Consider the following 24,282-nt stretch of genomic DNA (forward strand, 5'->3'; position numbering starts at 1 on the left):
AGCATTGCAGGAGAGTGTTTCATTGTTGCAGTCAGACATCAAAATCGAACAGAATAAACAGGCGCGTACCCTGTTGCGCAGCATGTTTGATGCAGCGGTTGCCGCGGCAGATCCTTTTAAAGTGTTGGCAGAATATTTGCCGGAAAAACCCAAAGGCCGCTGTATTGTTGTAGGGGCTGGCAAGGCATCCGCCGCTATGGCTGCCGCGTTAGAGGCCGCATGGCCAGATGTACCTTTGCAGGGTGTTGTGGTCACGCGGGATGCGCACGCTGTTCCAACGTGCCATATTACGATTCTGGAGGCATCGCACCCCGTGCCAGATGCACGGAGCGAACAGGCTGCGCATGATATCTTGCAGGCCGTAAAAGGGTTGGGGCCAGATGATCTTGTTATTGCCCTGATATCTGGCGGAGGGTCTGCGCTGCTAGCTTTGCCGGCAGAGGGCATTACTCTGGCAGAAAAGCAGAATATTGGCCGCCAACTTTTGCATTCTGGCGCCGCAATTTCTGAAATGAATACAGTGCGTAAGCACTTATCTGGCATTAAAGGCGGTAAGCTGGCTTTGGCAGCAGCGCCTGCGCAAGTGGTTACACTTGTTATTAGTGATGTACCCGGAGATGACCCAGCAATTATTGCCAGCGGCCCCACGGTGCTGGATGCAACAACACCTCAAGATGCTTTGCGCATTCTCAATAAATATAATTTAGACGTGCCAGATACTGTTCGCCATGTTCTGGAGAAAAACACCGCTGCATCTTCACCCCAGCATTTTGCTAACGCAGACAATCGGGTTGAAATGATAGCAACCCCTTTTATGGCGTTACAGGCAGCGGCCGAGGTGGCGCGCGCTGCAGGCGTAACCCCTTTAATTTTAGGGGACGCGCTGGAAGGTGAAAGCAGCGTAATGGGCGTGATGATGAGTGGCATTGCCCGTTCTGTTCAGGCGCATGATGTGCCCGTACGTGCTCCGGCTGTTTTGCTAAGTGGTGGTGAAACAACAGTAAGTATTCGCGCAGGCACAAAGCCGGGAAAGGGGGGGCGGAATACAGAATTTCTGCTTTCCTGCGCACTGGCCTTAAATGGTCAGGCAGCTATATGGGGTTTGGCGGGGGATACTGATGGCATTGATGGCACGGAAGATGCCGCTGGTGCCATATTTACCCCGAATACATTAGCCCGAGGCCTGCAAAATGGTGTGGCTGCTGAAGAATTTCTAAAACAGCATGATAGCTACAGTTTTTTTGAAAAACTGGATGACCTTATCAAAACAGGCCCAACGTTAACGAATGTGAATGATGTGCGCCTACTTTTGGTGCTTTAAGTCTGTTTAATCAGCAAGTGCACGGGCCACTTCGTGCCGCAGGGCAGGAATAATCTTTTCCTGAAACATGGGAGTTTTACGCTCCCATGCCCCGGTGCGCCATGATGGGTGTGGCAAAGGGAAATATTGCGGTAGAAAATCCTGAAAATGCTCTGTCCGCTCGTATACTTTGCCTTTTCCCAAAACGTAATTCTGAGCGTAAGACCCTACCAAAAGTGTTAGCCGAAGGTTCGGCAGCAAAGCCAGAATACGTTCACGCCATAAGTTGGCACATTCCGGTGGTGGTGGACGATCGCCACCTTTAGGCAACACGCCCGGATAACAAAGCGCCATAGGTAAAATGGCAACACGGTTGGAATCATAAAAAACGTCTCGGCTCATACCAAGCCAACCTCGCAGGCGATCTCCCGATGCATCGTTAAAAGAAATCCCTGTTTCATGCACGCGTGTGCCCGGCGCTTGCCCGGCAATAAGTAAACGCGCGTGAGGGGAAACATGCAAAACGGGCCGTGGGCCTAATGGTAATTTATGTGCACAGGCCGTGCATTTCCTGATTTCCTGCACCAAACAGTTGAGTTGTGTTTCCACCTCACTGCTTTCTGCAGAATTTGGGCCGCACCATTCCAATTTTGTCTGGGTAGGAATCATTCTGCTTAAATATGTGGGGATGAACTGCTCACTCACAATGCAAATAATATAAAAAAAGCGCTGCAGTGTTGCCACTACAGCGCTTTGTAACCAGCCCCATAAAGCAGAGGCTAGTTATTTAGGCAGAAGCTTTACTGTGCTTCATCCACACCTGCATGTGTCTGCGGTGCGAAGGTCCAGCCAGCACCGTAAGGCTGCGGCATGAAGAGGCCCCATGTAGCGGATTCTTCAGTTGCATTAGCCCAGCCCGGTGTTGGCAGCGGCGTATGATCCAGGCGGAGTTTCTGGATATCTGCTGCTGTTGTGTTAGCCGGTGCACGGTTACCCCATGCAGAACGGATGAAGTTTACAACATCTGCAATCTGCTGGTCAGACAGGATGTTTTTGTAATCCGGCATGGCCACAGCAGAAGGTGCCCAGTTGGTGGGGGGCAGAACGCCACCATCAACAACAATATGAGCAACAGATGTTGGGTTGTCGGAAACAACAACCGGGTTACCAGCCAGCGGCGGGAACATACGGGCTACACCACCACCATCGTTACGATGGCAGATAGCGCACTGTTCCACATATGTTTTTGCACCAGCATTGCCGGAGAAGTTGTTGGAATCCAGCATCTGAGCGGTAGAAGCATCGTAGCTGTAATCACCACGTGCAGGCGGAACCGGCGGCAGGGATTTAATGTATTTCACCATGGCGTGCAGATCTGCATCGGTGAAGTACTGGGTGCTCCAGCCAACCACGTCTGCCATGCCACCAAAGGCTGCGGAGTGATCGGTACGACCGGATTTCAGGAACAGGAACAGGTCTTCATCAGACCAGCGGCCAAGGCCCAGAACCGGATCATTACGCAGGCTTGGGGCAATCCAGTTGTCGATTACGCCACCGCCGCCAAGGAAGTCTGGACCGCCAGATGCATCCAGAGCTTTTTCCTGCATACCAAAGCCGCGCGATGTATGACATGCACCACAGTGGCCAGGGCCGGTTACAAGGTATTCACCACGTGCAATTTCAGCATCCGTGCCGGGGGCCGGTGTGAAATCCTTGGGAGTCGGTGCAAATACAGAGCGCCAGATGGACAGCGGCCAACGCATGGACATTGGCCAAGAAATATCAGTTGGATGATTTTTCTGAGCAATCGGCTGCACGCCATGCATGAAGTATGCGTACAGAGCCTTCATGTCATCCTGCGTCATACGGGCGAAGGATGGGTAGGGCATTGCTGGATACAGCGTAGCGCCATCCTTACGCACGCCATGGCGCACGGCTTCATCAAACTCTTTAAATGTGTAGGTGCCAATCCCGTAAGTGGGGTCTGGCGTGATGTTGGTGGAGTAAATTGTGCCGATGGGGGTCTTAATAGAAAGACCACCAGCATATTTCTGACCGTTTAGGGATGTATGGCAAGCCACACAGTCCCCCAGACGAGCAACGTACTCGCCCTTCTTGATCAGATCTTCATCAGCGTTCTGTGCATGCGCCAGGGACGTTCCCGCAAGAAGCCCGACAGCGACTGCCCCCAGGGCAGCTTTTAGCCTGTTAATCATCATTTTTACCACTTATCGCCTGTGTGCTGAATGACGTCGTAACTCTGCCGAGGCATTAGGGGTTAATGCCAAGTGTCGGGTTTTCGGGAATATTCTTGTCATTCTTCCGAGCATCCACTTCACGCTGATACGTGTCGTTTGCCCGTTTGATCAGATACTGACGGATAGCTTCAATTTCATCCGGCGTCATGCTGGTGTCAAAGCGATCCATCCCGTAAGCCGTCAGCGCACCGCGACCAACCACGTTGTAGAAAGCATCCTGGTGGCGGATAGCACCGGCCCAACGCAGATCAGGCAGCATGCCTGCACCTTCGCCGTTATCACCATGGCAGGTCTGGCAGTAGGTCTGATACTGGAAGTAACCGTTATCAACGACCTTCTGGTCATACTGTGCGGGTGGTTTTACGGGCAGGAAGCCGCGGTTGTTCAGAGCCGGCAGCTTGGCTTTGCCATCCAGAGAGAACGCAGCAATGTAGGAGTGGTTAACTGTCCAGCCAGAAGTACGGCCCACACCACCCATGGAAATTGGGTAGATGCCACCCCATCCCACTTCAACAGCAACATACTGCTTGCCGTTGACGCTATAGGTCATAGGCGGAGCGATAATGCCGCTCTGTGCGTCAAACTTGTAAAGGTCGCTACCATTCGTGGCGTCATAGGCGTGGAATTCACCATTGGCCAAGCCCTGGAACAGAAGATCACCGCCAGTAGCCAGAACGCCGCCGTTCCACGGACCTTTGTGGTCAATCTTCCAGACTGTTTCCATCTTGACCGGATCCCATGCCAGCAGCCAGCCGTGCAGATCCTTGATGTAAGCCGTACGGGCTTCAGGTGTGTCAGGCAGACCGTTCTTGGTCATGTCCAGACCAACATTCCAGGAATCCGCGTGAGGCTTAAAGCCACCAACCTGATTTTTGTAACCAAACGGAATCTGATGAGCTGGGATATAGACCAGGTGCGTTTTGGGGCTATAGGCCATAGCCATAAAGTTATGCGCACCCAATGGGCCCGGGATACCGTACCAGAATTTGCCGTTCAGGGTGTACAGACCATCCGGATTGTAGATCGGGCGACCTGTCAGCGGGTCCAGACCATTGGCCCAGTTCTGGTAAACGTAGTTTTTGCCGGACAGGAATTCACCGGTCTTGGCATCCAGAACGTAGAAGAAGCCGTTTTTAGGTGCATGCACGATCACGTGGCGCATTTCGCCGTTTACTGGCATATCCAGTGTCATGATCTGCTGAACCGAGGTGTAATCCCACTGATCCATTGGGGTTGCCTGGAAGTGCCAGACATATTCACCGGTTTCAGGCTTCAGTGCGACAATGCTGCCTAGGAACAGGTTGGAACCAATGCCTTCGGAACGGTACTTATAGTTCCAAGGGGATCCGTTACCAACAGCCAGATAGATCAGGTCACTAACCGGATCATAAACCAGAGAATCCCATACGGTGCCACCGCCACCTTGGCGTACCCAAGCGCCTTTAGGGCCCCAGGTTTTATAGGCTTTGCTCATCAGAATATTATCTGATGCAGCATGGTCAGGTTCATTCTTGTTGTTCGGAACGGTGTAGAAGCGCCATTTCAGCTTGCCGGTTTCCGCATCAAAAGCAGAAACAAAGCCACGGGCACCAAATTCGGCACCACCGTTACCAATCAGCACCAGGCCTTTTGCTACGCGTACCGCGCCATCCACTGTGTAGGAGCGCTGCTTGCCCAGAGAGGCATCGGCTGGGATGGTATTAACTTCCCAAACCTTTTTACCGGTTTTTGCATCGGCAGCAACCAGACGGCCATCAAACGTGCCCCAGAAAACCTTGCCGTTCCAATAGCCTGCACCACGGTTAACCGTATCACAGCAGCCTTTGTCAGCAATGTTGCCTGGCACTTTGGGGTCATACTGCCAAAGCAGCTTACCTGTGGCAGCGTCCAGCGCTTCCATTTTGGACCAGTTGGTTGTGGCATACATAATGCCATCAACAACGAGCGGGGTTGCTTCCTGACCGCGGTTGGTATCCAGCGTGTAGTACCAAGCCAGCTTAAGATCACCCACGTTGGAGCGGTTGATCTGATCTAGGGGGCTATAGCGCTGTTCGCTGTAAGTGCGACCATAAGAAAGCCAGTTTTCGGGGTGATCATCTGCATGGATGATAGCTTCCCCCGTATTACCCTGACCGTCAGCGCGGGCAGGGACTGCCGCGTAAGGCAAAGCAGCGGCACAGATTGTTCCGGCCGCGAGAATTCCTAGCAGTGAACGTCTCTTGGCGGAGGCGGGGCGGGTCATGCGTTCATGTCCTCGACTATTATATACGGTGAGGAAAAAGATAGCCGGCAGGCCGGTTTCTCACACAACAGCCAAGGGGAACGCTGTCTGTCAATCACGGGGAAGGAATAGCAGCTTCCATTCTGGGAGATAATTTCCCGTGCTTACAGGCCTGTAGAGCAGGAAATTATGCTCACAATCAGGTTATGAAAAGCGCTTACAGTTCTTGTTATAACAAGGGTGAGGGCTCTATGCAACTTGGTGTAAACGCATAATCAGCCAGAAGTTCCATATCTGTCGTTTCACGATTTTTCCAAGAACTGAACAGGGTGAATTCATAAACCTCTTCTTCTGGTGCGCGCAGGCTATGGTGTATGCGTAACCAGTTATGGACGTCTTCTGGTGCAACAGTTGAGATCGTGGCGAGTGACACGCTGAGTGGGTGGCAGGTGCGCTTTACCTTCAAGCCTGCCTGCTGGGCCTGACGCCTGATTTTCACGGAAAGGTGATCGCACACAGCAGATAGAATCTTGGCCGTGAGAATGATTCGTTCACCTTGCTGCACAACGTCCAACCCAGAGTGAACAAGTGTTGCCGGGGTTGAGGTCTGGATAGAGAGCAATCCCGCATCCAGATTTTCCATAATGTCTGGATCAGAGGTTTCTCCCACGATTACCAAAGGAAGAAACAAGAAGGGTTCGGGTTCCCATTCTCGGTTGGGGAAGAAGGTCTGAATTTGCTGGAAGAACTCCAGCATTGGGGCGGGAAGACGGATCCCGGCAATCAAAAACATACTGGTATTTTATTCCTTGGGTTGTGAGAGCCGATTTGTGGGGGGAATGCGTTATATTAAGGGGTGAAAATCAGGCGGGAATAAAGCGCCCTGTTTTTGACCTGATTCTTTGTAACCCTTGACGACAGGGCAGGGCAGCCACAAGTATTAAGCAAAGCCGGCCTGTCCGGACAAGGAGAGTTAAACACCATGTCGTTTAGTCACGACTACCGATCCCCCGCTACGCCCGCAGATTGGAATGCTCAGGCAGCCAATCTGGATGCTGGGCTGCGAGCCTATATGCTGCGCGTTTATAACTGGATGGCATCCGGCCTGCTGCTTACCGGTATAGTGGCATATGTTATTGCCAACACAAGTTTGAGCCATCTGTTTTTTCAGGTGATACAGGTGCCGGGTGGCTTGGTGCCGCGCCCAACATTGTTGGGTGATGTTGCTATGCTTTCGCCGTTGGCATTTGTGCTGGTGATGTCTTTTGGGTTGAACAGGCTTTCCCTGCAGGGGGCGCAAGCACTATTCTGGGCGTTCTGTGCCACCATGGGCGCTAGTATGGCCAATATCTTTGTTATTTATACAGATACATCCATTGTCCGGGTGTTTCTGGTAACGGCCTGTATGTTTGCGGCAACGTCTTTGTGGGGATATGTTACCAAGGCCAATCTGTTGCGTTTCAGCTCTTTTCTGATGATGGGGTTGTTTGGGTTACTGATTGCAGGCTTGGTGAACCTGTTTCTGAAGAGTCCGGCTTTATACTATGTATACAGCATTGTAGGCGTCTTCATCTTCACGGCGTTCAGCGCGTTTGATGCTCAGCGTATTCGGGTTACCTATCCGCAGCTTGCTGCGTATGAAGGCCCTGAAATGACGGTCAAGCGCAGCGTATATGATGCGTTGAGCCTGTACCTGAACTTCATCAACCTTTTCCAGTTTCTTCTACAGTTTATGGGCGCAAGAAACTCCAACGATTAATTTTATAGGAGTCGGAATGGGGTGTATGCCCTGTTGGCATTCTAGAAAAGAAAACCCAGCCTCTCAGAGGGCTGGGTTTTTTTGTATGGGAAGGTATGCCCTGAATGAATGGCGGTATGTTTGTCTGGAATGCGTACCAAAACAGGCCGTTATCTTGATTCAAGATTCTGTAACGAAAACGTGAGATAAAATTTTTTCGTGTAACGGCATGAAATCGAAAGTTAAATTTGATTTTGTAGAAAAACATAGAAACATTTAGAAATATTTCGTGAAGTTGTTTGCCTCTGTTTTTATCACACCAGAGTACCCATGCCGCACCGCCATATCAGCTAACCTGATTATGACGAAAGGCTGATGGAACTTTTCCGACATTTGAGAATCTACGCTTTAGGAATAAAGTGTCCGTAAGGTGTTTTCGCGCTCCGTTCATTCTGTCACCAGCATGATGTGCCGTGTTCCTTATGTTTATGAAGGAAGTAATGGCATGGCATGTGTTTGTGGTAGGTGGGGAATGTTGAAACGCGGTTTTTCTTGCTGTTGTCAGGCTTCTATGGCAGCAGAACAAAGAGTCTTAGTGAGGCTAATTTGATGTCAGAACCAAGAGGCGTGCGATGAAAAACAAGTTACTGGCGAGAGTGGCGCGATTGGGCGGCCTATCGTCAGCATTGCTGCTTGCCGGGTGTGAACTTGATGTTCTCGACCCGAAAGGCCCGGTTGGTGAAGGGGTTAAAACCCTAATTGCCACCTCCTCAGTCGCAATGCTGATTGTTGTGATTCCGACCATCCTGCTGACGCTTCTGTTTGCCTGGCAGTATCGCCAGTCTAACACGAGCGCCGAGTATCTGCCGAAGTGGTGCCACTCCAATAAAATTGAAGTGATTATTTGGGGCGTGCCTTCCCTGATTATCCTCTTCCTGGCAGTGATTACCTATCAGACCAGTCATTCTCTGGATCCGTACAAGCCACTTGAAGCAGAAGCAAATACCAAGCCTCTGCACGTTGAAGTGGTGGCTCTGGACTGGAAATGGCTGTTCATCTACCCAGAACAGGGTATTGCAACGGTCAATCAGCTGGCCATTCCGGTCAACACCCCGATTGACTTCAACATCACCTCTGATTCCGTGATGAATTCCTTCTTCATCCCGCGTCTTGGTTCCATGATCTACGCAATGGCAGGCATGCAGACCCAGCTTCATTTGCTGGCGAGCGAACCAGGCGACTATCTGGGTGAATCTGCCAACTATAGTGGCCGTGGCTTTTCTGACATGAAATTCCACACGCTTGCTGTAAGCGGTGATGAATTCAATGCCTGGGTTGAAAAGGTGAAGTCTTCTTCCGAGCAGCTGGATAGCCAGACCTATCCAAAACTTGCTGCACCAAGCGAAGCGAACCCCGTCGAGTATTTCGCGCATGTTGAACCCGGCATGTTCAACACGATCGTTGCCAAGTACAACAATGGCATGGTCATGGACAAAAGCACTGGCAAGATGATCCAGGTGCAGCAGTCTGCGATGTCCGACATGAATATGAAGGAATAGGATCTATGCTAGGGAGACTATCGCTCTCGGCCATCCCGTTGGATGTGCCGATCCTGGTAGGGACGTTCATCGGCGTTGTCATTGTCGGTGTCGCGGTACTGGGACTTATTACGTATTACGGTAAGTGGGGCTACCTCTGGAAAGAGTGGTTCACTTCTGTCGATCACAAGCGTCTAGCCGTGATGTATATCATCTTGGCACTGGTCGCTCTTTTCCGTGGTTTTGCTGACGCTATCATGATGCGTACTCAGCTCGCGCTGGCGTATGCAGGTAACCCAGGCTATCTACCACCACACCATTACGATCAGATCTTCTCCGCTCACGGAACGATCATGATCTTCTTCCTGGCCATGGCGTTCATGACCGGTCTGTTCAACTTCATCGTGCCTCTGCAAATTGGTGCGCGTGACGTTGCTTTCCCGTTCCTGAACAACCTGAGCTTCTGGATGACGGCTGCTGCGTTTATCCTGGTGAACGTTTCTCTGTTCATTGGTGAATTCTCGCAGTGCGGCTGGCTGGCATATCCGCCTCTGTCCGAAAATCAGTTCAGCCCTGGCGTTGGTGTTGATTACTACATCTGGGCCGTTCAGATTTCCGGTGTAGGCACGCTGCTGACCGGTGTGAACTTCTTTGTAACCATCGTGAAGATGCGCGCTCCGGGCATGACCTGGATGAAAATGCCTGTTTTCACCTGGACAGCTTTCTGTGCTTCCATCCTGATCATGGTGGCCTTCCCTGTTCTGACGGTTGCTGTTGCTCTGCTGGGTCTGGACCGTTACTTCGGGATGCACTTCTTCACCAATGATGGTGGGGGCAACCAGATGTTGTACCTGAACTTGATTTGGGCTTGGGGTCATCCGGAAGTTTACATTCTTGTTATTCCTGCCTTCGGTGTGTTTTCGGAAGTTGTTCCTGCATTTTCCGGCAAGCCGCTGTTTGGTTACAGCACCATGGTTTATGCAACCTGCTCCATCATGGTTCTGTCCTTCATGGTATGGGTTCATCACTTCTTTACAATGGGCGCTGGTCCGAACGTGAATGCCTTCTTTGGTATCGCGACCATGATCATCTCCATTCCTACTGGTGTTAAGCTGTTTAACTGGCTGTTCACCATGTATAAGGGCCGCATCCAGTTCCATGCTTGCATGTACTGGGCAGTTGGCTTCATGATCACCTTCACCATCGGTGGTATGACTGGCGTTATGCTGGCTATCCCAGGTGCTGACTTTGTTCTGCATAACTCCCTGTTCCTGATTGCCCACTTCCATAATACTATTATTGGTGGTGTGTATTTCGGTTACATCTGTGGCATGAACTTCTGGTTCCCGAAGGTGATGGGCTTCAAGCTGGACGAAACTTGGGGCAAGCGCGCTTTCTGGTTCTGGTTTGTTGGCTTCTATTGCGCATTCGTACCGCTCTACATCGTCGGTTTCGAAGGCATGACCCGTCGTCTGAACCACTACGACAACCCGGCATGGCATCCGTGGATGCTGGTTGCTGAAGTTGGTGCAGTGCTGGTTATGCTTGGTATCGCTTGCCAGCTTACACAGCTGTATGTTTCCATCCGTGACCGTAACCTGCCGCAGAACCGCGACGTGACCGGTGACCCATGGAATGGCCGTACGCTGGAATGGTCCACGTCTTCCCCGCCGCCGGTATACAACTTTGCTATCGTTCCTCATGTGCACGAACTCGATGCGTTCATGCATGATAAGGAAAATGGTATTGATACCCGTCAGGCTGGTGCTCAGTACGAAGCAATTCACATGCCCAAGAACACCTCTTTGGGTCTGGCTTGTGGTATCTTCTCCCTGATCTTCGGTTTTGCTGCGGTTTGGTATATCTGGTGGCTGGCTGCTATTGGTCTTGTTGGTGTTATCGGTTCGGTAATTGCCCGCAGCGCTGATAAGGATATCGATTACTATATCCCTGCCGATGAGGTTGCCCGGATTGAAAACGAGCACACCCGTAAACTGATGGCACAGGCAGCTGAATAATATGGCACAGAACACAACTGTTCAGACCGCAGGCCACGACGAACATCACCACGAATCTCCGGTGGTGTTCGGGTTCTGGGTCTATCTGATGACGGACTGCATCATCTTCGGCACGCTTTTTGCCGTGTTTGCAGTTCTGCGTAACCAGTTTAACGGTGGCCCAACCGGCCACGAACTGTTCGAATTTGGTGGGCTTGGGCTGGAAACAGCCCTCCTGCTGGTTTCGTCCATCACTTATGGGTTCGGCATGATTGCTGCCCATAAGAGCCAGGTTTCCAAGGTTATCCTTTGGCTTGGCGTTACCTTCCTGCTGGGCCTTGGCTTTGTGGGGCTGGAACTGCGTGAATTTGCGCACATGATCGCAGAAGGCGCCGGTCCGGATCGCAGTGCATTCCTGTCTGCGTTCTTTACGCTGGTGTCTACTCACGGTCTGCATGTCACGTGTGGTCTGATCTGGATTGTTACCCTGATCGTTCAGCTGATGGGTACGACTGAAATTCCGGAACGTATGATGAATAAGCTCACTTGCCTGAGCCTGTTCTGGCACTTTCTGGATATCGTCTGGATCTGCGTTTTCACCTATGTCTATCTGGCGAGCATGATCTGATGAGCAATCCGCATACATCCTCCTCAGGCGAGAGCCACGGTAGCGTATCTTCTTACATTATCGGGTTTGTTCTTGCCGTTGTCCTGACGGTGCTGTCGTTTGGTGTGGTGATGAGCCATAGCCTCTCGCCAGCCGGCACTCTGGCTGCTGTTTCAGCTCTCGCTCTGGTTCAGGTTCTGGTGCATCTGCACTACTTCCTGCACATGGGTGGAGATTCCGAACAGCGTTGGAACAACATGTGCTTTGTTTTCACCGTTGCATTCGTGGCCATTCTGATTGTTGGTTCGGTGTTCGTTATGAACAACACCGCACTGCATATGATGTCCCGCTAATATGGTGAGGTTTCTACCGCCGCTTTAAGTGGCGGTGGGAAAGCAAGCTGAAAAAAGCCCCTGTAGCTATTATGGCTACAGGGGCTTTTTTATTGGTTATTTGCTGGCGTGCCATGAAGGATCATCTGCACATCATGCAGGTTCTTGGGAGGCATAGGCATCCACGGCAAAGCGTGAGGGCTGAGGGCTTGGGCACAAAAAAAATGGTGCCAGCCAGAGGCCGACACCATTTTTCCAAACCTAAGTAAATAAAAGGTTCTCAGTCTTTCTGCGGATTGGGGGAAAGCAGCTCTGTTTTGTTAGGCTTGTCTTTCCATTCTTCCGCATCAGCCGGGGGCGTGCCCTTGCGCGTAATGTTCGGCCACTGTGTGGCGTATTTTGCGTTGATTTCTGCCCACGCTGCTGCACGGTCGTCGCTATCAGGGAAAATGGCTTCGGCGGGGCATTCAGGCTCACACACGCCGCAGTCAATGCATTCATCTGGGTTGATGACCAGAAAGTTTTCACCAGCGTAGAAGCAGTCAACGGGGCAGACTTCCACACAGTCCATGAATTTGCAGCGGATGCAGTTTTCAGTGACCACGTAGGTCATTGCCATCTCCGAAAATATCTGGCGGTGGAGGAGGGGCTCTCACCGCGTGGGGTCAGATGGCAGTACCATTATATAGAAGCCTGCCACCAAGGATGGCGCAGATATGAGGCGCTTTTGGCCTAATGGCAACCCGCCTGTGCAAGGTGGGCAGCTTTCTTTTTACAACAGGGCTAGGGTTGGTGGTGTTGCCGAAGCGTTGCCAGCGCAGCAAAGGGACTGTTGTGATTATATTTTTCTGGCTGAACTCTACCTGTACGCTTTTTTGAGTGTTTCCGATTTTTTACAGTTTTCTGGGGGATAATCAGAAAAGGAGCAGGTGGCCCAGCGTGTGTATCCGGTAAAACTTGGGGTTTTTGCACGTGCAGCCCAAGACTACGCAAAATGCCCGGAAGAAGGGCCTTTTTTACACCCAACCGAGAGGCAAAGAAATTCGGAATCTGTCGTGATCCGCGTGAAATCAGAGAAACAGATTCAGCATACAGCGCAGAGGCAATATCGAGTCGGATCAAGGTGCCTTCAGAAATAATCCATCCAAGCTGCATAAGGAGGGATTTCTGAGGTGCTGTCAGCAAAGCAGGCAAAGGGGCAGAAACAGCTCCCGTACGTGGCAGCTCTGGCAAAACAATACCGGAGTGTAAGCTTAACAAAAGTGCACGCAAGGCCATGGAGCTAGGGCGCATTATTTTACTACAAAACACAGTATTTTTTTGCTGGGCAATGTGAAGGCGCTTCAGCATATGTCTGGCAGATGCTGGCAAGGCAGAAAGGTGCGGTACCTCTGCTACGCCACCGTTTTCTACCAGCATATGCACCATGCCACGGAGTAACGGTTGATCAGCAACTGCTTTTTCAGCCCGAAAGAGTGGTGCCAGCTCTTTGCGGATGTATGCATTAACAAAGGTAGCCAGTCGTTGCCGGATTTTTTCTTTTTGGCCGGGTTCCAGAAACTCTGCCTCGCGCACTTCAATAACTGGGTGCAGCACATCTGTTCCGGATTGCAAACACGCAATAATATCTTCCTGCCAATTAAGCGCACCACTTTGCAGGTTCAGCGTTATTTCCGTGTCTGGTGCTTGCAGGAACTGAGAAACCCGATAGGGAATCTGGTTACGTGCCGCTCTGCGGGCCGCTTTGAGAATAAGTTTCTGGTCAGACTGCGCAGTTTCGGGGTCTGGGGTAAAGCTGAAGCCTCGCATATGGCCCACAGCATGCCCCTCTACACTTACTTCACCCGTGCGGGTAATGGCGGAAAGCAAAGGGGTGGTGTCTGCTTCTTCCAGGCGCCGTGCCAAGCTTGCTGCACGTTTATCTACAAAGCGCGTTGTTAGGCGTTCATGTAATACGTCAGAAAGAGCGTCTTCCAGCCTTAGGGTATGGTTACGCCAATGTGCGGCATTTTCTACCCAATTCGGCCTGGCGGAAACGTAGGACCAAGTGCGGATGCCCATAAGACGCTGCATCAGAACATCAATATCCCCCTCGAGCTGCTCCAGATTAGCAAGGCGGGATTTCATCCAAGCAGAAGGGAGGTGCCCTTTTTGGGCAAGTAGAGTGAAAATCTGCTCACACAGCCGGATGTGGCTGTCTTCTCCCAGTTTGCGAAAATCTGGAATCTGGCACACTTCCCACAATAGCTGGGTGCGTGCAGGTGTGTGGGCCAGTTTTTGCACCGTGGCATTCTGCATTAGTGCAGACAGTGCCAATAGATCGGATGCAGGGGCCGCAGATTTCAGGCACCTATCAGGAGGCTTTTGGCAAAGACTGGCATAGAGTGTGCTGGGAGATGTAAAATTGAGCTTGCTGTTCCGCCACCATAAAAATGGCAGGGGCTCGAAATGGTGGGTTTCAATGGCCTCCACCATGCCTTCAGGAAAAGGCGGGCATTCCCCGGTTGTGCCAAAAGTGCCGTCCTGCGTGCCTCGGCCTGCGCGGCCCGCAATTTGTGCGGCTTCTGCTGAGGTGAGAAGCCGGTTTCTGTATCCATCAAATTTGCAGATATTGGCAAAGGCAATGTGCCGAATATCCATATTCAGCCCCATGCCAATGGCATCGGTTGCTACCAGATAATCCACTTCTCTATTTTGGTAGAGAGCCACCTGCGCATTACGGGTGCGGGGAGAAAGCTGACCCATAACAACGGCACATCCACCCCGTTTGCGGCGGATAAGTTCTGCAATGGCGTAAACTTCGGCCATGGAAAAAGCCACAATGGCCGTGCGTGCCGATAAACGGGACAGGCGCATATGCCCCGTATATGTCAGATCGGAAAGGCGCGGGCGTGTGTCTATTTCTATGTCGCGGATCAGGGTTTTCAGCAGCGGCGCAATGGTTTCTGCGCCCAGAAAAAGTGTTTCAGACTGCCCGCGCGCATTTAAAAGCCGATCTGTAAAAACATGGCCGCGTTCAGGGTCCGCACAAAGCTGAATTTCATCTACAGCTACAAATTCCACCTTACGGTCAGATGGCATGGCCTCTACCGTGCAGGAAAACCAGCGTGCCTGCGGTGGGATGATTTTTTCTTCGCCTGTAATCAGCCCAACAGAGCGCACGCCTTTAAGCTTAACCATGCGTTCGTAATTTTCACGCGCAAGCAGCCGCAGCGGAAAGCCGATCATACCGGAGGAATGGGCCAGCATCCGTTCTAACGCCAGATGTGTTTTTCCGGTGTTGGTGGGGCCCAGAATGGCCCGCACGGGAGCATCGTCCGGCATAGATGCGTGATGAGCGGCAGCAGCCATACGGCGGGAAGAAACCATCATGCAAACATCGTCTGCCGCCGCGTGTGGAAAAGCAAGCCATCAGATGCCATTATCCTTACAGACGGAAATATGCTGGCAGGCAATTTGCCTGAAAGCGAAGGGAGAAATGTCATGCCTGTTCGTGAAACCGATTGTCTGGTTGTGTCCCGCCGAGGAAGCAAGGTGCGCACTGTTCATGCCGTTCGCCCTTCGGATCAAACGGTTTTGGGTTCATGGATAGGGGAACAGGCAGCTACTTTTGCAGAAAGCTGTGGCTTTAAGGCGCGTCCCGGCCAACTGGTTATGGTGCCCGATATAAATGGTGCGCCAACAGCATTGTTTGGAGTGCCAGAAAAAGGGGGGGTGGCCCCATTTGTTTTCGGGGCTTTGGCACAAGATCTGCCATCAGGAGACTGGCGGGTGGAAGCGCCGGATGACATCGCGCGGCATGATATTATTTTGGGCTTCTGCCTTGGAGCTTATCAATATGGGCTGAAATCTGCATCCGCCAAAAAACCAACAACACGGTTGGTGGTCACGGCGGAGGAACGTGCAAGCGTGGCATCGGAAATGGCGCGTTCTATCTGGCTCGCGCGTGATCTGATCAATACGCCTGCCAATCTTCTGGGGCCATCTGATCTGGCACGTGCCGCCAAAACAGTGCTCAAGGAATTTGGCGCGCATGTGGATGTTATAAAGGGCGCTGCGCTAGATAAAGCCTACCCTTTGTTGGCGCATGTAGGAAATGGCTCAGACCGCGGCCCACGCGTGGTGGTGGCGCAGTGGCATGGCAGCACGGCAGATAAAAAAGCGCCGCTAATTTCTTTGGTAGGTAAGGGCGTTTGTTTTGATAGCGGGGGGTATGATCTTAAACCCTCCAGCGGCATGCTACGCATGAAAAAGGATATGGGTGGAGCGGCAACTGTTCTGGCTCTTGCGCGCCTGATTATGACGCAGGATTTACCCGTAAGGTTGGAAGTGCGGCTGGGTTGTGTGGAAAACAGCGTTTCCGGGCATGCTATGCGCCCATTGGATGTAGTGCGCAGCCGTTCTGGTCTTACGGTGGAAATTGGCAATACAGATGCAGAAGGCCGTCTGGTTTTGTGTGACTTACTGCACGAAGCGGGAGAGCAGAAACCCGATCTGCTGCTTGATGTCGCAACCCTAACAGGAGCTGCGCGTGTGGCTCTGGGGCCGGATTTACCTGCCCTGCTATGTAATGACGAGGCCATTTCCAAGGTGTTTCTGGAAGCGGGGCAGAAGGAAGCAGACCCCATGTGGCGTTTGCCTTTGTGGCAAGGATACCGGGAGTGGCTAGGAAGTTCTGTTGCAGATATCAGTAATATTTCATCAAGACCTATGGCAGGCGCGATTACTGCCGGTTTATTTCTTGAACGATTTGTAAATCCAGATCAGCGCTGGGTGCATATCGACAGTTATGCCTGGAATGACAATTCTCGTCCAGGACGGCCAAAAGGTGGGGATTCTCCTGGGGTTCGGGCCGTTTTTAAAGCCATTACGAACCTTTTTTGTGAAGAACAAAACGCCGCTGCCACAAAGGTGTCATAAAAGAAGAGACAATATGTTTTCATTAATACTTTAAAAGAGTCGTTTCGCCTCCTATATGAAATCCCAAGGGGATTCGTTCCGTAACAGGAAGCGGGAATATGTCGCTTTATCTTGAGAGACCGAGATAAGCGTGCAGCAAAAGGAAAGTGAAGCTTATGCCTCAGGCAGCAGAAAAAACAGAGGATCTGGCTAAAACCCTGCGGGACACTATTGTGTCTTTGGTGCGTGGAGATGCTCCAGATCTGTCCGCTCGCCAATTGGCAGTGTTTTTGACATGCTATCTGGATGAAACCGGCCATACCGTGCGTGGTTTGGCTGCCAGCCTGAATGTTTCCAAGCCGGCTATTACCCGCGCTTTGGACCGGCTGAGTGAACTGGATCTGGCACGCCGTAAGGTAGATCCGCTGGATCGCCGTTCAGTACTGGTGCAGCGTACACCTAAAGGTGCTGCTTATCTGAAGGAAATTCGCACCATTATGGGCGAAACCGTAGAAAGCGCAGCACGTAAAGCCCAACGTTCTGCAGAGCGTGAACCAGTGGCGCGTCGTGTGCGCCGTGTGATGGCCGTCTGAGTTTTTGCTGGTTCTGCCAGTTTGAAACTTTTGTAAGTAGTAAACGTTTTTTCTTCACGGTTTTCTGAAAAATCAGCCTGCTGTTTTATATATAAAACAGCAGGCTGATTTTTCAGTCTGACCAACAAGAAGAAAGGAACGTTTCATGCGATTTTCTTCATTTTTTGCCGTAGCTGCGCTTACGGCATCAGCCAGCTTTATTCCTGTTGCTCATGCTGAAGATGCCATGGGCATACCTACTGCTACAGTTACTATCACGGCGCGATCAGCAGATCTTGGCGTAGGCTATACATGGGGTGGTGGTAGGCTGCGTTACGGCGGCAAAACTTATAAGTTTTCCATTACCGGGGGCACAATTGCTGCCGTTGGTTATTCCAAAATCGAAGGAAAAGGTACCGTTTATAATCTGCATCGTTTGTCAGATTTTAATGGTACCTATGGCGCTGCTCATGGTGAAGCAACGCTGGGTCAAGGCTTAGGTGGCGCCGTTCTGGAAAACAAGAATGGTGTGCGTATCAAAATCGAAACCATTTCTCAGGGCGCACGGCTTGCTGGTTCTGCACAGGGTCTGACGCTGACGTTGGGGAAATAACAGTTGTTTTTACCACGCGCCAACAGGGTGTTGGTGCGTGCGTAAAACGGCAAAGCCTGTCCATGCAAGTTGGGGCACGCATATAAGTATAAAAGCGGTTACGCTTCCTGCCATTATAGGCATTGGAGCTACAAAGCAGCTCACGATCATTCCCCAAACCGTGAAGGTCCATTCCATAAAGGAAATGACGGGGGCATATATGCCGCTCCGGTGTAACACCTGATATAAATGGCCACGATGTGCCTGCACCAAGGAATGTCTGGCCAGTTTGCGGCGGATCAGCGTAAAAATAACATCATAAATCAATGGAAACAGAAGCGCAGGCCCTACAACCCATCCAGAGGGTAGTGGAGAATGTGCTGCAGCATACAGGGCAGCAGCGCCGGCCAGTAGTCCACACCCTTGGCTTCCTACATCGCCTAGAAAAATACGTGCATTAGGGAAATTGAAAGGCAGAAAACCTGCCAGACAAAAAACCATGAGCAATGCAGGCCAGCGTAAGGCTGGTACACCCAGATAAGTGGCAGCTCCGGCTATGCATAGTGCTGCAACGCATAAACAGCCAGAAATCAGCCCGTTTAATCCATCCATAAAGTTGACGGCGTTGGTGATGAATATCAGCCATAATACAGAAAGAACGGCCCCGATAACCGGTGTGGGCCAAGGCAGAGCAATGCCTCCAGCCACAATGATGCAGGCCGCAGCACATTGTGCCGCAAATTTAATGGCTGGGGACCACTGATAAATATCATCCAGCCACGAAACGGCACATAATAACAGAGTAGCAGCGGCCAACGTGCAGGATGGTAGAGAAAGAAGTGGCTGACCGATAACGTACATAAGAACGGGTAAAACGCCTGCAAAAGCAAGCATTACACCTATGCCGCCCCCTTTTGGGGTGGGCGTATCGTGGGCGCTGCGATGCCCCGGCGTATCCATAACGGCAAGCCCGATCATGCCCCGCACAATGCAGGCGGAAAGAATACAGGCACCTAACAGGCAAAAAATTGCCACACAGGAAAAAGAAAAAGACATGAAAAGACAGTCGTCCGGTTGAGCTGCTTCTAGGATGGCAGGTGCTACGCTATAGGTGCAAGATAATGGCATCACAACACTCTCAGCCCCTGCACCGTAATCCGCGTCTGCGCCCTGTAAACAGGATAGCCGTAAATATCCTGCTAGATGGCGTATTGGCGGCACTTGCTGCACCTCTGGCGCGATGGCTGGCGGCCCCGCAAGATGGATTGTTGCACCCACTCTGGTTTCTGGCCGGGGGGGCTATCACGCTGCTTGTCAGTGGGTTGCCATTCCGTATGCCACAACAGTATTGGCGGTTTTCCGGCGTTTCAGATCTTCTGGGCATTGCTGGAGCTTCTATTGCCAGTTCTGTGCTGTTTTCGTGCGGGCTTGTGGCGGTGGGCTTTCCGCTACCTAGTCTGACTTTTCCTATTATTTATGCGCTGGTTTTGCTGGTGATGTTGGGCGGGCTGCGAGTTGGTTACCGCTTGGCGCACAGAATAGCTCTCCGCCGCGCCAATTTGCGGCGCGTGGTGCTGATAGGAGCAGATACAGTTGCTGATCTGTATTTGCGTGCGTTGGAGCGTAACCCAGAGGCCGGAATTCGTGTTGTCGGGCTTGTAGCTTTGGGTACACATCAAGCGGGCCGACGCATCCATAACGTGCCCATTTTGGGGCATGTGGAAGATATTGGAGTTATTTTAGATCGGCTGGCAAAAAACAATATGCTGCCCGAATCCTTGGTGGTGACTGATCCCTCTTTCCGTGGTCGTGCCCTGACAAATGTGCTGGATGCAGCGGCCGTGCACGGTATCTCAGTATTGCGCACGCCTGCTTTAACAGATCTTACCCCGGCCGAACGTGTGCAATTGCGGCCTGTGCCGCTGGAAGACCTTCTCAATCGTCCTCAGGTGCCATTGGACCGAGAAGGTATGGAACGACTGGTGGGTAACCGTAATGTTCTGGTTACGGGGGCTGGTGGCACCATTGGTTCAGAACTGGTGCGCCAAATTGCTTTGCTTGGCCCCAAACGTCTGATTCTGCTTGATCACGGTGAGTTCGAATTGTGGCAGATAGACGTGGAACTGGCAGACTGTGCTCCACATGTGCCGCGTGAAGTGGTGGTGGCCGATGTGCGAGATGAAGCACGGTTAGATGAGGTGATGGCCCGTTTCCGCCCAGAACTGGTGTTTCATGCCGCAGCTCTGAAGCATGTGCCAATTGTGGAAGCAAATCCGGCAGAAGGGTTGCTGACCAACGTGCATGGTACGCGTGTTGTGGCCGATACGGCATCTCGCCACGGAGCGCAGGCTATGGTGGTGATTTCAACAGACAAGGCGGTGAATCCTTCTAGCTTGATGGGCGCATCCAAGCGTGCGGCAGAGATGTACTGTCAGGCGCTGGATGTGCGTGCCCGTGCATCAGGCCAGCCGGATGCCATGCGGTGTGTTACGGTGCGTTTTGGCAATGTGCTGGGGTCTACTGGCTCTGTTGTCCCGTTGTTTCGCCGGCAGCTAGAACGCGGTGGCCCGCTTACAGTTACACACCCGGAAATGCGCCGGTATTTCATGACAGTGCCAGAAGCCGTGGGGCTTGTGCTGCAAGCCAGTGTGCGGGGCATGCGCCATACCGATGGTTCAGGCACCGATGATCTGCTGCGTCATGGTGGTATTTTTGTGCTGGATATGGGTGAGCCCGTTCGTATTGTAGACTTGGCTCGGCAGATGATCCGTATGGCCGGTTTGCGCCCTGATGAGGATGTAACCATCCGTTTTACAGGCTTAAGACCCGGTGAAAAACTGTATGAAGAATTGTTTCATGGTCGGGAGGCCCCAGTGCCAACCGATGAACCCGGCTTGCTAATGGCAACGCCTCGGCTTGTTGATCTGGAGCAGATACGCCAAGCGGTGGACCAGATTACGGCCTATGCGCGAGAAGGTGATGTGCAGGCTGCTTTGCGTATTCTGGCATTGCTGGTGCCGGAATTCGATCATAACCCAGCAGGAGAGGTGCGTGCCCTGGCGCCGGAATCTGCGGCGTCTGGTGCTATGGCTGCGGGTGTTGTACACAGCGGACAGGCGCAGGCCGATGGCAATGAGCAGGTGGCATTATGAACAGTTCACAAAACAGGCCTATCGCTTTTCTTGATCTCGCAGCCCAGCAAAAACGGCTGGAACCCGCATTGCGGCAGAGGCTGGAGGCTGTTCTAGCGCATTGCCGCTTTGTAATGGGGCCAGAAGTGCTGGAACTGGAACAGCGCTTGGCCCAGTGGTGCGGGGCGCAGGAATGCGTGGGTGTTTCCTCTGGCACAGATGCCTTGCAAATTGTGATGATGGGGGAACAAATTGGTCGGGGTGATGCTGTGTTCCTGCCAGCGTTTACCTACACCGCCACGGCAGAAGTGCCTTTAGTGCTGGATGCCACGCCTGTTTTTGTGGATGTTGACCCAAACACTTTCCAGATTGATCCAGAGCATTTGCGCAGCCGTATTCGTGCTGTGCGAGAAGCGGGTAAATTGAAGCCACGCGCTATTGTTGGGGTAGATCTGTTTGGCCAGCCTGCACCGTGGGCGGATTTACGTGCCATTGCGCAGGAAGAAGATCTTTTCCTGTTGGCTGATTGCGCACAGTCCTTTGGGGCAAAGCTGCATGGTGCGCCCTTGGGGCGGGAGGCCACAGCAACAACACTTTCTTTCTTTCCGTCCAAGCCTTTGGGGGGATACGGAGATGGCGGCGCTATTTTAACGGATGACCCGGAACGCGCAGCTCTCTATCGGTCCCTGCGTACGCATGGCGAAGGCACAACTCGGTATGAGGTTTTGCGCACTGGCATGAACGGGCGTCTGGATACCCTGCAAGCCGCTGTGCTGTTGGCCAAGCTGGATGGTTTTGCACGAGAATTGACACGGCGTGAGGAAATTGCCTGCCAGTATGATGCAGGTCTAAAAGACGTGGTGCAGGTGCCTGCGCGCGTGCCAGATAGCCAGAGCGCATGGGCCATTTATTCTGTATTGCTGAAAAACAGCGCCGAGCGTGAGCAAATGCAGGCCCGCCTGAAAGAACAAGGGGTGCCTTCAGCCATTTACTATCCGCTGCCGCTGCATAAACAGCCAGCCTACCGGGATCATCATGATGGTATGGCGCTGCCTGTTTCTGAAGATATGGCACAGCGGATTCTGGCGCTGCCAATCCACCCGGAACTGACTGATGAAGAAGTGGCCCGCGTTATTGCTGCGGTGCGCGGGTAAGAGAAAGATACAGATAATGCGGAAAGAGACGGCTTTTATTATTGGCTTTTTTATTTTTACGCTCAGTACGGCAGCGCTGATCTGGAAAGTGGCTCTGCCTAACCTGAAGCCGGTTTCCTTTCCGCAAGTGGCCAGCGGCTCTTTGGATGTTGGCCCCATGCACCGCACACGTGCCCTAAGCCCAGATGAAGTAAAAGCGGTGAATGACTGGTTTAAGGATAACAAAGGTGGCTGGGGGCCGCTTACGCGTACGCCGCCATCATCGGGTGATGCCCGCATGGTGCTGAATGATGCCCAAGGTAAGGAAGCCCTAGTGCTTACGCTCTGGACAGGTATTAGTGCTGCGGATTGGAATTCCACCGTGTTTGTTGAAAACCCGGATGGCTCACAGGTGCATTACAGGTCGTTTTCCAACAAAGAGTTTGCACCTTTGCGGATGATGGTTGACCGCTACCCCTATAAACGGTCCAGTTTCCCCTGATTTTTAAAAGCGTATAGCGCCACAAAAACAAAACCCCTTCCATCAATACGGTGGAAGGGGTTTTTTCTATGCGCTGAATAGCTGGACAGGAAGGTTAGTCTGCGGGCCTGTCTGTTGCATCAAAACGGAAAGGCTCACCAATGGCCTGATCTGCCAATGTACCTTCCCACATCACTTGGTTGCCACGGATAATGGTGCCAACAGGGCGGCCTGTAATGGTGTTTCCCGTAAAAGGAGACCATCCGCAGCGTGAGGCCAACCATTCTTCCTTGATCGTCCACTGGGCTTTCAGATCCACAATCGTGAAGTCTGCATCATACCCAACGGCAATGCGGCCTTTACGCACCAAGCCAAACAGACGCTGCGGGCCAGCGGATGTTAAATCCACCAAGCGGCGCAGTGTTAGCCGGTGGTGCGCAACATGGTTGAGCATCAGGGGCAGAAGTGTTTGCACGCCCGGCATACCGGAGGGCGAGGCCGGGTAAGTGCGGGCCTTGGCTTCCTTGCTATGGGGCGCATGGTCAGACCCAATGACATCTGGCAAGCCTTGGGATACCCAATGCCACAGACCATCACGGTGCGCGCCAGAACGGATAGGCGGGTTCATCTGCGCAAATGTACCAAGGCGGGCGTAAGCTTCTTCCCCCGCCAGTGTCAGATGCTGAGGAGTGACTTCACAGCTTGCCACATCGCGGTGCTGGGCAATAAGGGCCAGTTCTGCGGGGGTGGTGATGTGCAGCACATGTACACGTCGCCCGGTTTTGCGGGCCAAATGCAGCACGCGAGTGGTAGCCCGTAGGGCTGTTTCATCATCCCGCCAAACAGGATGGGATGAAGGATCGCCCTCAATCCGTTCCCCCATGCGTTCTTTCAGGCGGGTTTCATCTTCAGCATGAATGGCAACACGACGCCGTCCAGATTTCAGCACGCGTTCCAGCATACTGTCTTCCGAAACCAGCAGGCTGCCGGTGGAAGAGCCCATGAACACCTTAATACCTGCTGTGCCCGGTAGTTTTTCCAGTTCACCGCATTGGTCGGCATTATCAACAGTGGCGCCTACGTAAAAGGCGTGTTCGCACCACATGCGGCCTTTTGCACGGGCCAGCTTGTCTGCCACCGCTTCTGGCGTAGAGGTGGTGGGTTTGGTGTTGGGCATTTCAAACACACCCGTTACCCCACCTAGCACAGCGGCACGGCTACCGGATTCGAGGTTTTCATTTTCCTCGGCGCCCGGTTCACGGAAATGAACCTGCGTATCTATAACGCCCGGCAGAATGGTTAGGCCCGTGCAGTCTATGGTGCGGGCGGCATCAGCTTGCCCACCAATAGCGGCAATGGTGCCATTTTTAACGTAAACCGTGGTTTCCACTGTGCCATCAGGCAGTACAACAGAACCACCTTTTAATGCCAGATCAAAGGGGCCGCGCTGGTCGCCAATAAAAGGGGCAGAAGGTGCCATAGG

Annotated in this window: 20 protein-coding genes; 12 read left to right on the forward strand and 8 right to left on the reverse strand. The window is 52.3% G+C overall.

All coding sequences use genetic code 11. The features are described from left to right. The first annotated feature begins 25 nt into the window (after positions 1-25). Positions 26-1,321, forward strand: coding sequence for a glycerate kinase type-2 family protein (locus A4S02_RS12625; RefSeq protein WP_070324273.1), 1,296 nt, complete (start codon positions 26-28; stop codon positions 1,319-1,321). A 6-nt stretch (positions 1,322-1,327) separates the two neighbouring features. Here A4S02_RS12625 and A4S02_RS12630 read toward each other — a convergent pair whose 3' ends face one another. The 4 genes from A4S02_RS12630 to A4S02_RS12645 form a co-directional block, all read right to left on the reverse strand. Further along, a complete protein-coding gene (locus tag A4S02_RS12630) occupies positions 1,328-1,969 on the reverse strand; it encodes a uracil-DNA glycosylase family protein (RefSeq protein WP_204251360.1) in 642 nt (213 codons plus the stop codon). 131 nt (positions 1,970-2,100) lie between these two features. After that, positions 2,101-3,519 (reverse strand): cytochrome c, encoded by a 1,419-nt coding sequence (locus tag A4S02_RS12635; RefSeq protein ID WP_019087772.1) that lies wholly within the window; start codon positions 3,517-3,519, stop codon positions 2,101-2,103. Between the two features lie 52 nt (positions 3,520-3,571). Continuing rightward, complete coding sequence (locus A4S02_RS12640; protein ID WP_019087773.1) at positions 3,572-5,800, reverse strand: PQQ-dependent dehydrogenase, methanol/ethanol family; 2,229 nt, start codon at positions 5,798-5,800, stop codon at positions 3,572-3,574. A gap of 208 nt (positions 5,801-6,008) precedes the next feature. After that, a complete protein-coding gene (locus A4S02_RS12645) occupies positions 6,009-6,572 on the reverse strand; it encodes a hypothetical protein (protein WP_019087774.1) in 564 nt (187 codons plus the stop codon). Between the two features lie 189 nt (positions 6,573-6,761). Here A4S02_RS12645 and A4S02_RS12650 point away from each other — a divergent pair, with 189 nt between their 5' ends. The 5 genes from A4S02_RS12650 to cyoD all read left to right on the forward strand — a co-directional run bounded on the left by A4S02_RS12650 (position 6,762) and on the right by cyoD (position 12,012). Then, positions 6,762-7,538, forward strand: coding sequence for a Bax inhibitor-1/YccA family protein (locus A4S02_RS12650; RefSeq protein WP_070323980.1), 777 nt, complete (start codon positions 6,762-6,764; stop codon positions 7,536-7,538). A gap of 611 nt (positions 7,539-8,149) precedes the next feature. Beyond that, complete coding sequence (cyoA, locus tag A4S02_RS12655; RefSeq protein WP_070323981.1) at positions 8,150-9,076, forward strand: ubiquinol oxidase subunit II; 927 nt, start codon at positions 8,150-8,152, stop codon at positions 9,074-9,076. Between the two features lie 5 nt (positions 9,077-9,081). Next, entirely contained in the window at positions 9,082-11,073 is a 1,992-nt protein-coding gene (gene cyoB / locus A4S02_RS12660; protein ID WP_070323982.1) for a cytochrome o ubiquinol oxidase subunit I, read from the forward strand. A gap of 1 nt (position 11,074) precedes the next feature. Beyond that, on the forward strand, positions 11,075-11,680 hold the full coding sequence (gene cyoC, locus A4S02_RS12665; RefSeq protein ID WP_006116681.1) for a cytochrome o ubiquinol oxidase subunit III: 606 nt from the start codon (positions 11,075-11,077) through the stop codon (positions 11,678-11,680). Further along, positions 11,680-12,012 (forward strand): cytochrome o ubiquinol oxidase subunit IV, encoded by a 333-nt coding sequence (cyoD, locus tag A4S02_RS12670; protein ID WP_070323983.1) that lies wholly within the window; start codon positions 11,680-11,682, stop codon positions 12,010-12,012. Before cyoC ends, cyoD begins: the two co-directional genes overlap by 1 nt. A 259-nt stretch (positions 12,013-12,271) precedes the next feature. On the opposite strand, the gene fdxA is transcribed toward cyoD, so the two are convergent. Next, positions 12,272-12,604, reverse strand: coding sequence for a ferredoxin FdxA (fdxA, locus tag A4S02_RS12675; RefSeq protein WP_012812302.1), 333 nt, complete (start codon positions 12,602-12,604; stop codon positions 12,272-12,274). 170 nt (positions 12,605-12,774) lie between these two features. Next, positions 12,775-15,315 (reverse strand): helicase-related protein, encoded by a 2,541-nt coding sequence (locus A4S02_RS12680; protein WP_208858945.1) that lies wholly within the window; start codon positions 15,313-15,315, stop codon positions 12,775-12,777. A gap of 9 nt (positions 15,316-15,324) precedes the next feature. Here A4S02_RS12680 and A4S02_RS12685 point away from each other — a divergent pair, with 9 nt between their 5' ends. The 3 genes from A4S02_RS12685 to A4S02_RS12695 all read left to right on the forward strand — a co-directional run bounded on the left by A4S02_RS12685 (position 15,325) and on the right by A4S02_RS12695 (position 18,075). Continuing rightward, a complete protein-coding gene (locus A4S02_RS12685) occupies positions 15,325-16,911 on the forward strand; it encodes a leucyl aminopeptidase family protein (RefSeq protein ID WP_082246877.1) in 1,587 nt (528 codons plus the stop codon). 155 nt (positions 16,912-17,066) lie between these two features. After that, positions 17,067-17,483 (forward strand): MarR family transcriptional regulator, encoded by a 417-nt coding sequence (locus tag A4S02_RS12690; protein ID WP_070323985.1) that lies wholly within the window; start codon positions 17,067-17,069, stop codon positions 17,481-17,483. A gap of 145 nt (positions 17,484-17,628) precedes the next feature. Further along, entirely contained in the window at positions 17,629-18,075 is a 447-nt protein-coding gene (locus A4S02_RS12695; RefSeq protein WP_070323986.1) for a hypothetical protein, read from the forward strand. 9 nt (positions 18,076-18,084) lie between these two features. Here A4S02_RS12695 and A4S02_RS12700 read toward each other — a convergent pair whose 3' ends face one another. Continuing rightward, positions 18,085-19,182 (reverse strand): MraY family glycosyltransferase, encoded by a 1,098-nt coding sequence (locus A4S02_RS12700; protein ID WP_070323987.1) that lies wholly within the window; start codon positions 19,180-19,182, stop codon positions 18,085-18,087. Between A4S02_RS12700 and A4S02_RS12705 the strand changes: the two genes are divergently transcribed. Genes A4S02_RS12705 through A4S02_RS12715 form a run of 3 tightly spaced genes read left to right on the forward strand, consistent with a single transcriptional unit; the run spans position 19,176 to position 22,820 of the window. Further along, the gene (locus A4S02_RS12705; RefSeq protein WP_019087783.1) at positions 19,176-21,206 is read left to right on the forward strand and encodes a polysaccharide biosynthesis protein; all 2,031 of its coding nucleotides are present in this window, start codon (positions 19,176-19,178) and stop codon (positions 21,204-21,206) included. The two genes, A4S02_RS12700 and A4S02_RS12705, sit on opposite strands and share 7 nt — an antisense overlap. Then, positions 21,203-22,339 carry a DegT/DnrJ/EryC1/StrS family aminotransferase gene (locus A4S02_RS12710; protein WP_070323988.1) on the forward strand — a complete coding sequence of 379 codons (1,137 nt, stop codon included), beginning with the start codon at positions 21,203-21,205 and terminating at the stop codon, positions 22,337-22,339. Before A4S02_RS12705 ends, A4S02_RS12710 begins: the two co-directional genes overlap by 4 nt. A gap of 16 nt (positions 22,340-22,355) precedes the next feature. Beyond that, positions 22,356-22,820 (forward strand): hypothetical protein, encoded by a 465-nt coding sequence (locus A4S02_RS12715; RefSeq protein ID WP_019087785.1) that lies wholly within the window; start codon positions 22,356-22,358, stop codon positions 22,818-22,820. A gap of 94 nt (positions 22,821-22,914) precedes the next feature. Here the strand turns inward: A4S02_RS12715 and A4S02_RS12720 are convergent, their stop codons facing one another. Further along, a complete protein-coding gene (locus A4S02_RS12720; protein ID WP_070323989.1) occupies positions 22,915-24,279 on the reverse strand; it encodes a dihydroorotase in 1,365 nt (454 codons plus the stop codon). Between the last annotated feature and the right edge of the window lie 3 nt (positions 24,280-24,282).

The organism is Acetobacter ascendens (assembly GCF_001766235.1).
Lineage (GTDB): Bacteria > Pseudomonadota > Alphaproteobacteria > Acetobacterales > Acetobacteraceae > Acetobacter > Acetobacter ascendens.

Excerpts from the sequence above, each read along its gene's own strand:
- A4S02_RS12705 (WP_019087783.1), top strand. The coding sequence starts at position 19,176 with ATGGCATCACAACACTCTCAGCCCCTGCACCGTAATCCGCGTCTGCGC.
- cyoC (WP_006116681.1), top strand. The coding sequence starts at position 11,075 with ATGGCACAGAACACAACTGTTCAGACCGCAGGCCACGACGAACATCAC.
- A4S02_RS12720 (WP_070323989.1), bottom strand. The coding sequence starts at position 24,279 with ATGGCACCTTCTGCCCCTTTTATTGGCGACCAGCGCGGCCCCTTTGAT.
- A4S02_RS12700 (WP_070323987.1), bottom strand. The coding sequence starts at position 19,182 with ATGCCATTATCTTGCACCTATAGCGTAGCACCTGCCATCCTAGAAGCA.
- A4S02_RS12645 (WP_019087774.1), bottom strand. The coding sequence starts at position 6,572 with ATGTTTTTGATTGCCGGGATCCGTCTTCCCGCCCCAATGCTGGAGTTC.
- A4S02_RS12715 (WP_019087785.1), top strand. The coding sequence starts at position 22,356 with ATGCGGAAAGAGACGGCTTTTATTATTGGCTTTTTTATTTTTACGCTC.
- A4S02_RS12680 (WP_208858945.1), bottom strand. The coding sequence starts at position 15,315 with ATGCCGGACGATGCTCCCGTGCGGGCCATTCTGGGCCCCACCAACACC.
- A4S02_RS12635 (WP_019087772.1), bottom strand. The coding sequence starts at position 3,519 with ATGATGATTAACAGGCTAAAAGCTGCCCTGGGGGCAGTCGCTGTCGGG.
- A4S02_RS12695 (WP_070323986.1), top strand. The coding sequence starts at position 17,629 with ATGCGATTTTCTTCATTTTTTGCCGTAGCTGCGCTTACGGCATCAGCC.
- cyoA (WP_070323981.1), top strand. The coding sequence starts at position 8,150 with ATGAAAAACAAGTTACTGGCGAGAGTGGCGCGATTGGGCGGCCTATCG.
- A4S02_RS12630 (WP_204251360.1), bottom strand. The coding sequence starts at position 1,969 with ATGATTCCTACCCAGACAAAATTGGAATGGTGCGGCCCAAATTCTGCA.
- A4S02_RS12640 (WP_019087773.1), bottom strand. The coding sequence starts at position 5,800 with ATGACCCGCCCCGCCTCCGCCAAGAGACGTTCACTGCTAGGAATTCTC.
- A4S02_RS12650 (WP_070323980.1), top strand. The coding sequence starts at position 6,762 with ATGTCGTTTAGTCACGACTACCGATCCCCCGCTACGCCCGCAGATTGG.
- A4S02_RS12690 (WP_070323985.1), top strand. The coding sequence starts at position 17,067 with ATGCCTCAGGCAGCAGAAAAAACAGAGGATCTGGCTAAAACCCTGCGG.
- fdxA (WP_012812302.1), bottom strand. The coding sequence starts at position 12,604 with ATGACCTACGTGGTCACTGAAAACTGCATCCGCTGCAAATTCATGGAC.
- cyoB (WP_070323982.1), top strand. The coding sequence starts at position 9,082 with ATGCTAGGGAGACTATCGCTCTCGGCCATCCCGTTGGATGTGCCGATC.
- A4S02_RS12685 (WP_082246877.1), top strand. The coding sequence starts at position 15,325 with ATGAGCGGCAGCAGCCATACGGCGGGAAGAAACCATCATGCAAACATC.
- cyoD (WP_070323983.1), top strand. The coding sequence starts at position 11,680 with ATGAGCAATCCGCATACATCCTCCTCAGGCGAGAGCCACGGTAGCGTA.
- A4S02_RS12710 (WP_070323988.1), top strand. The coding sequence starts at position 21,203 with ATGAACAGTTCACAAAACAGGCCTATCGCTTTTCTTGATCTCGCAGCC.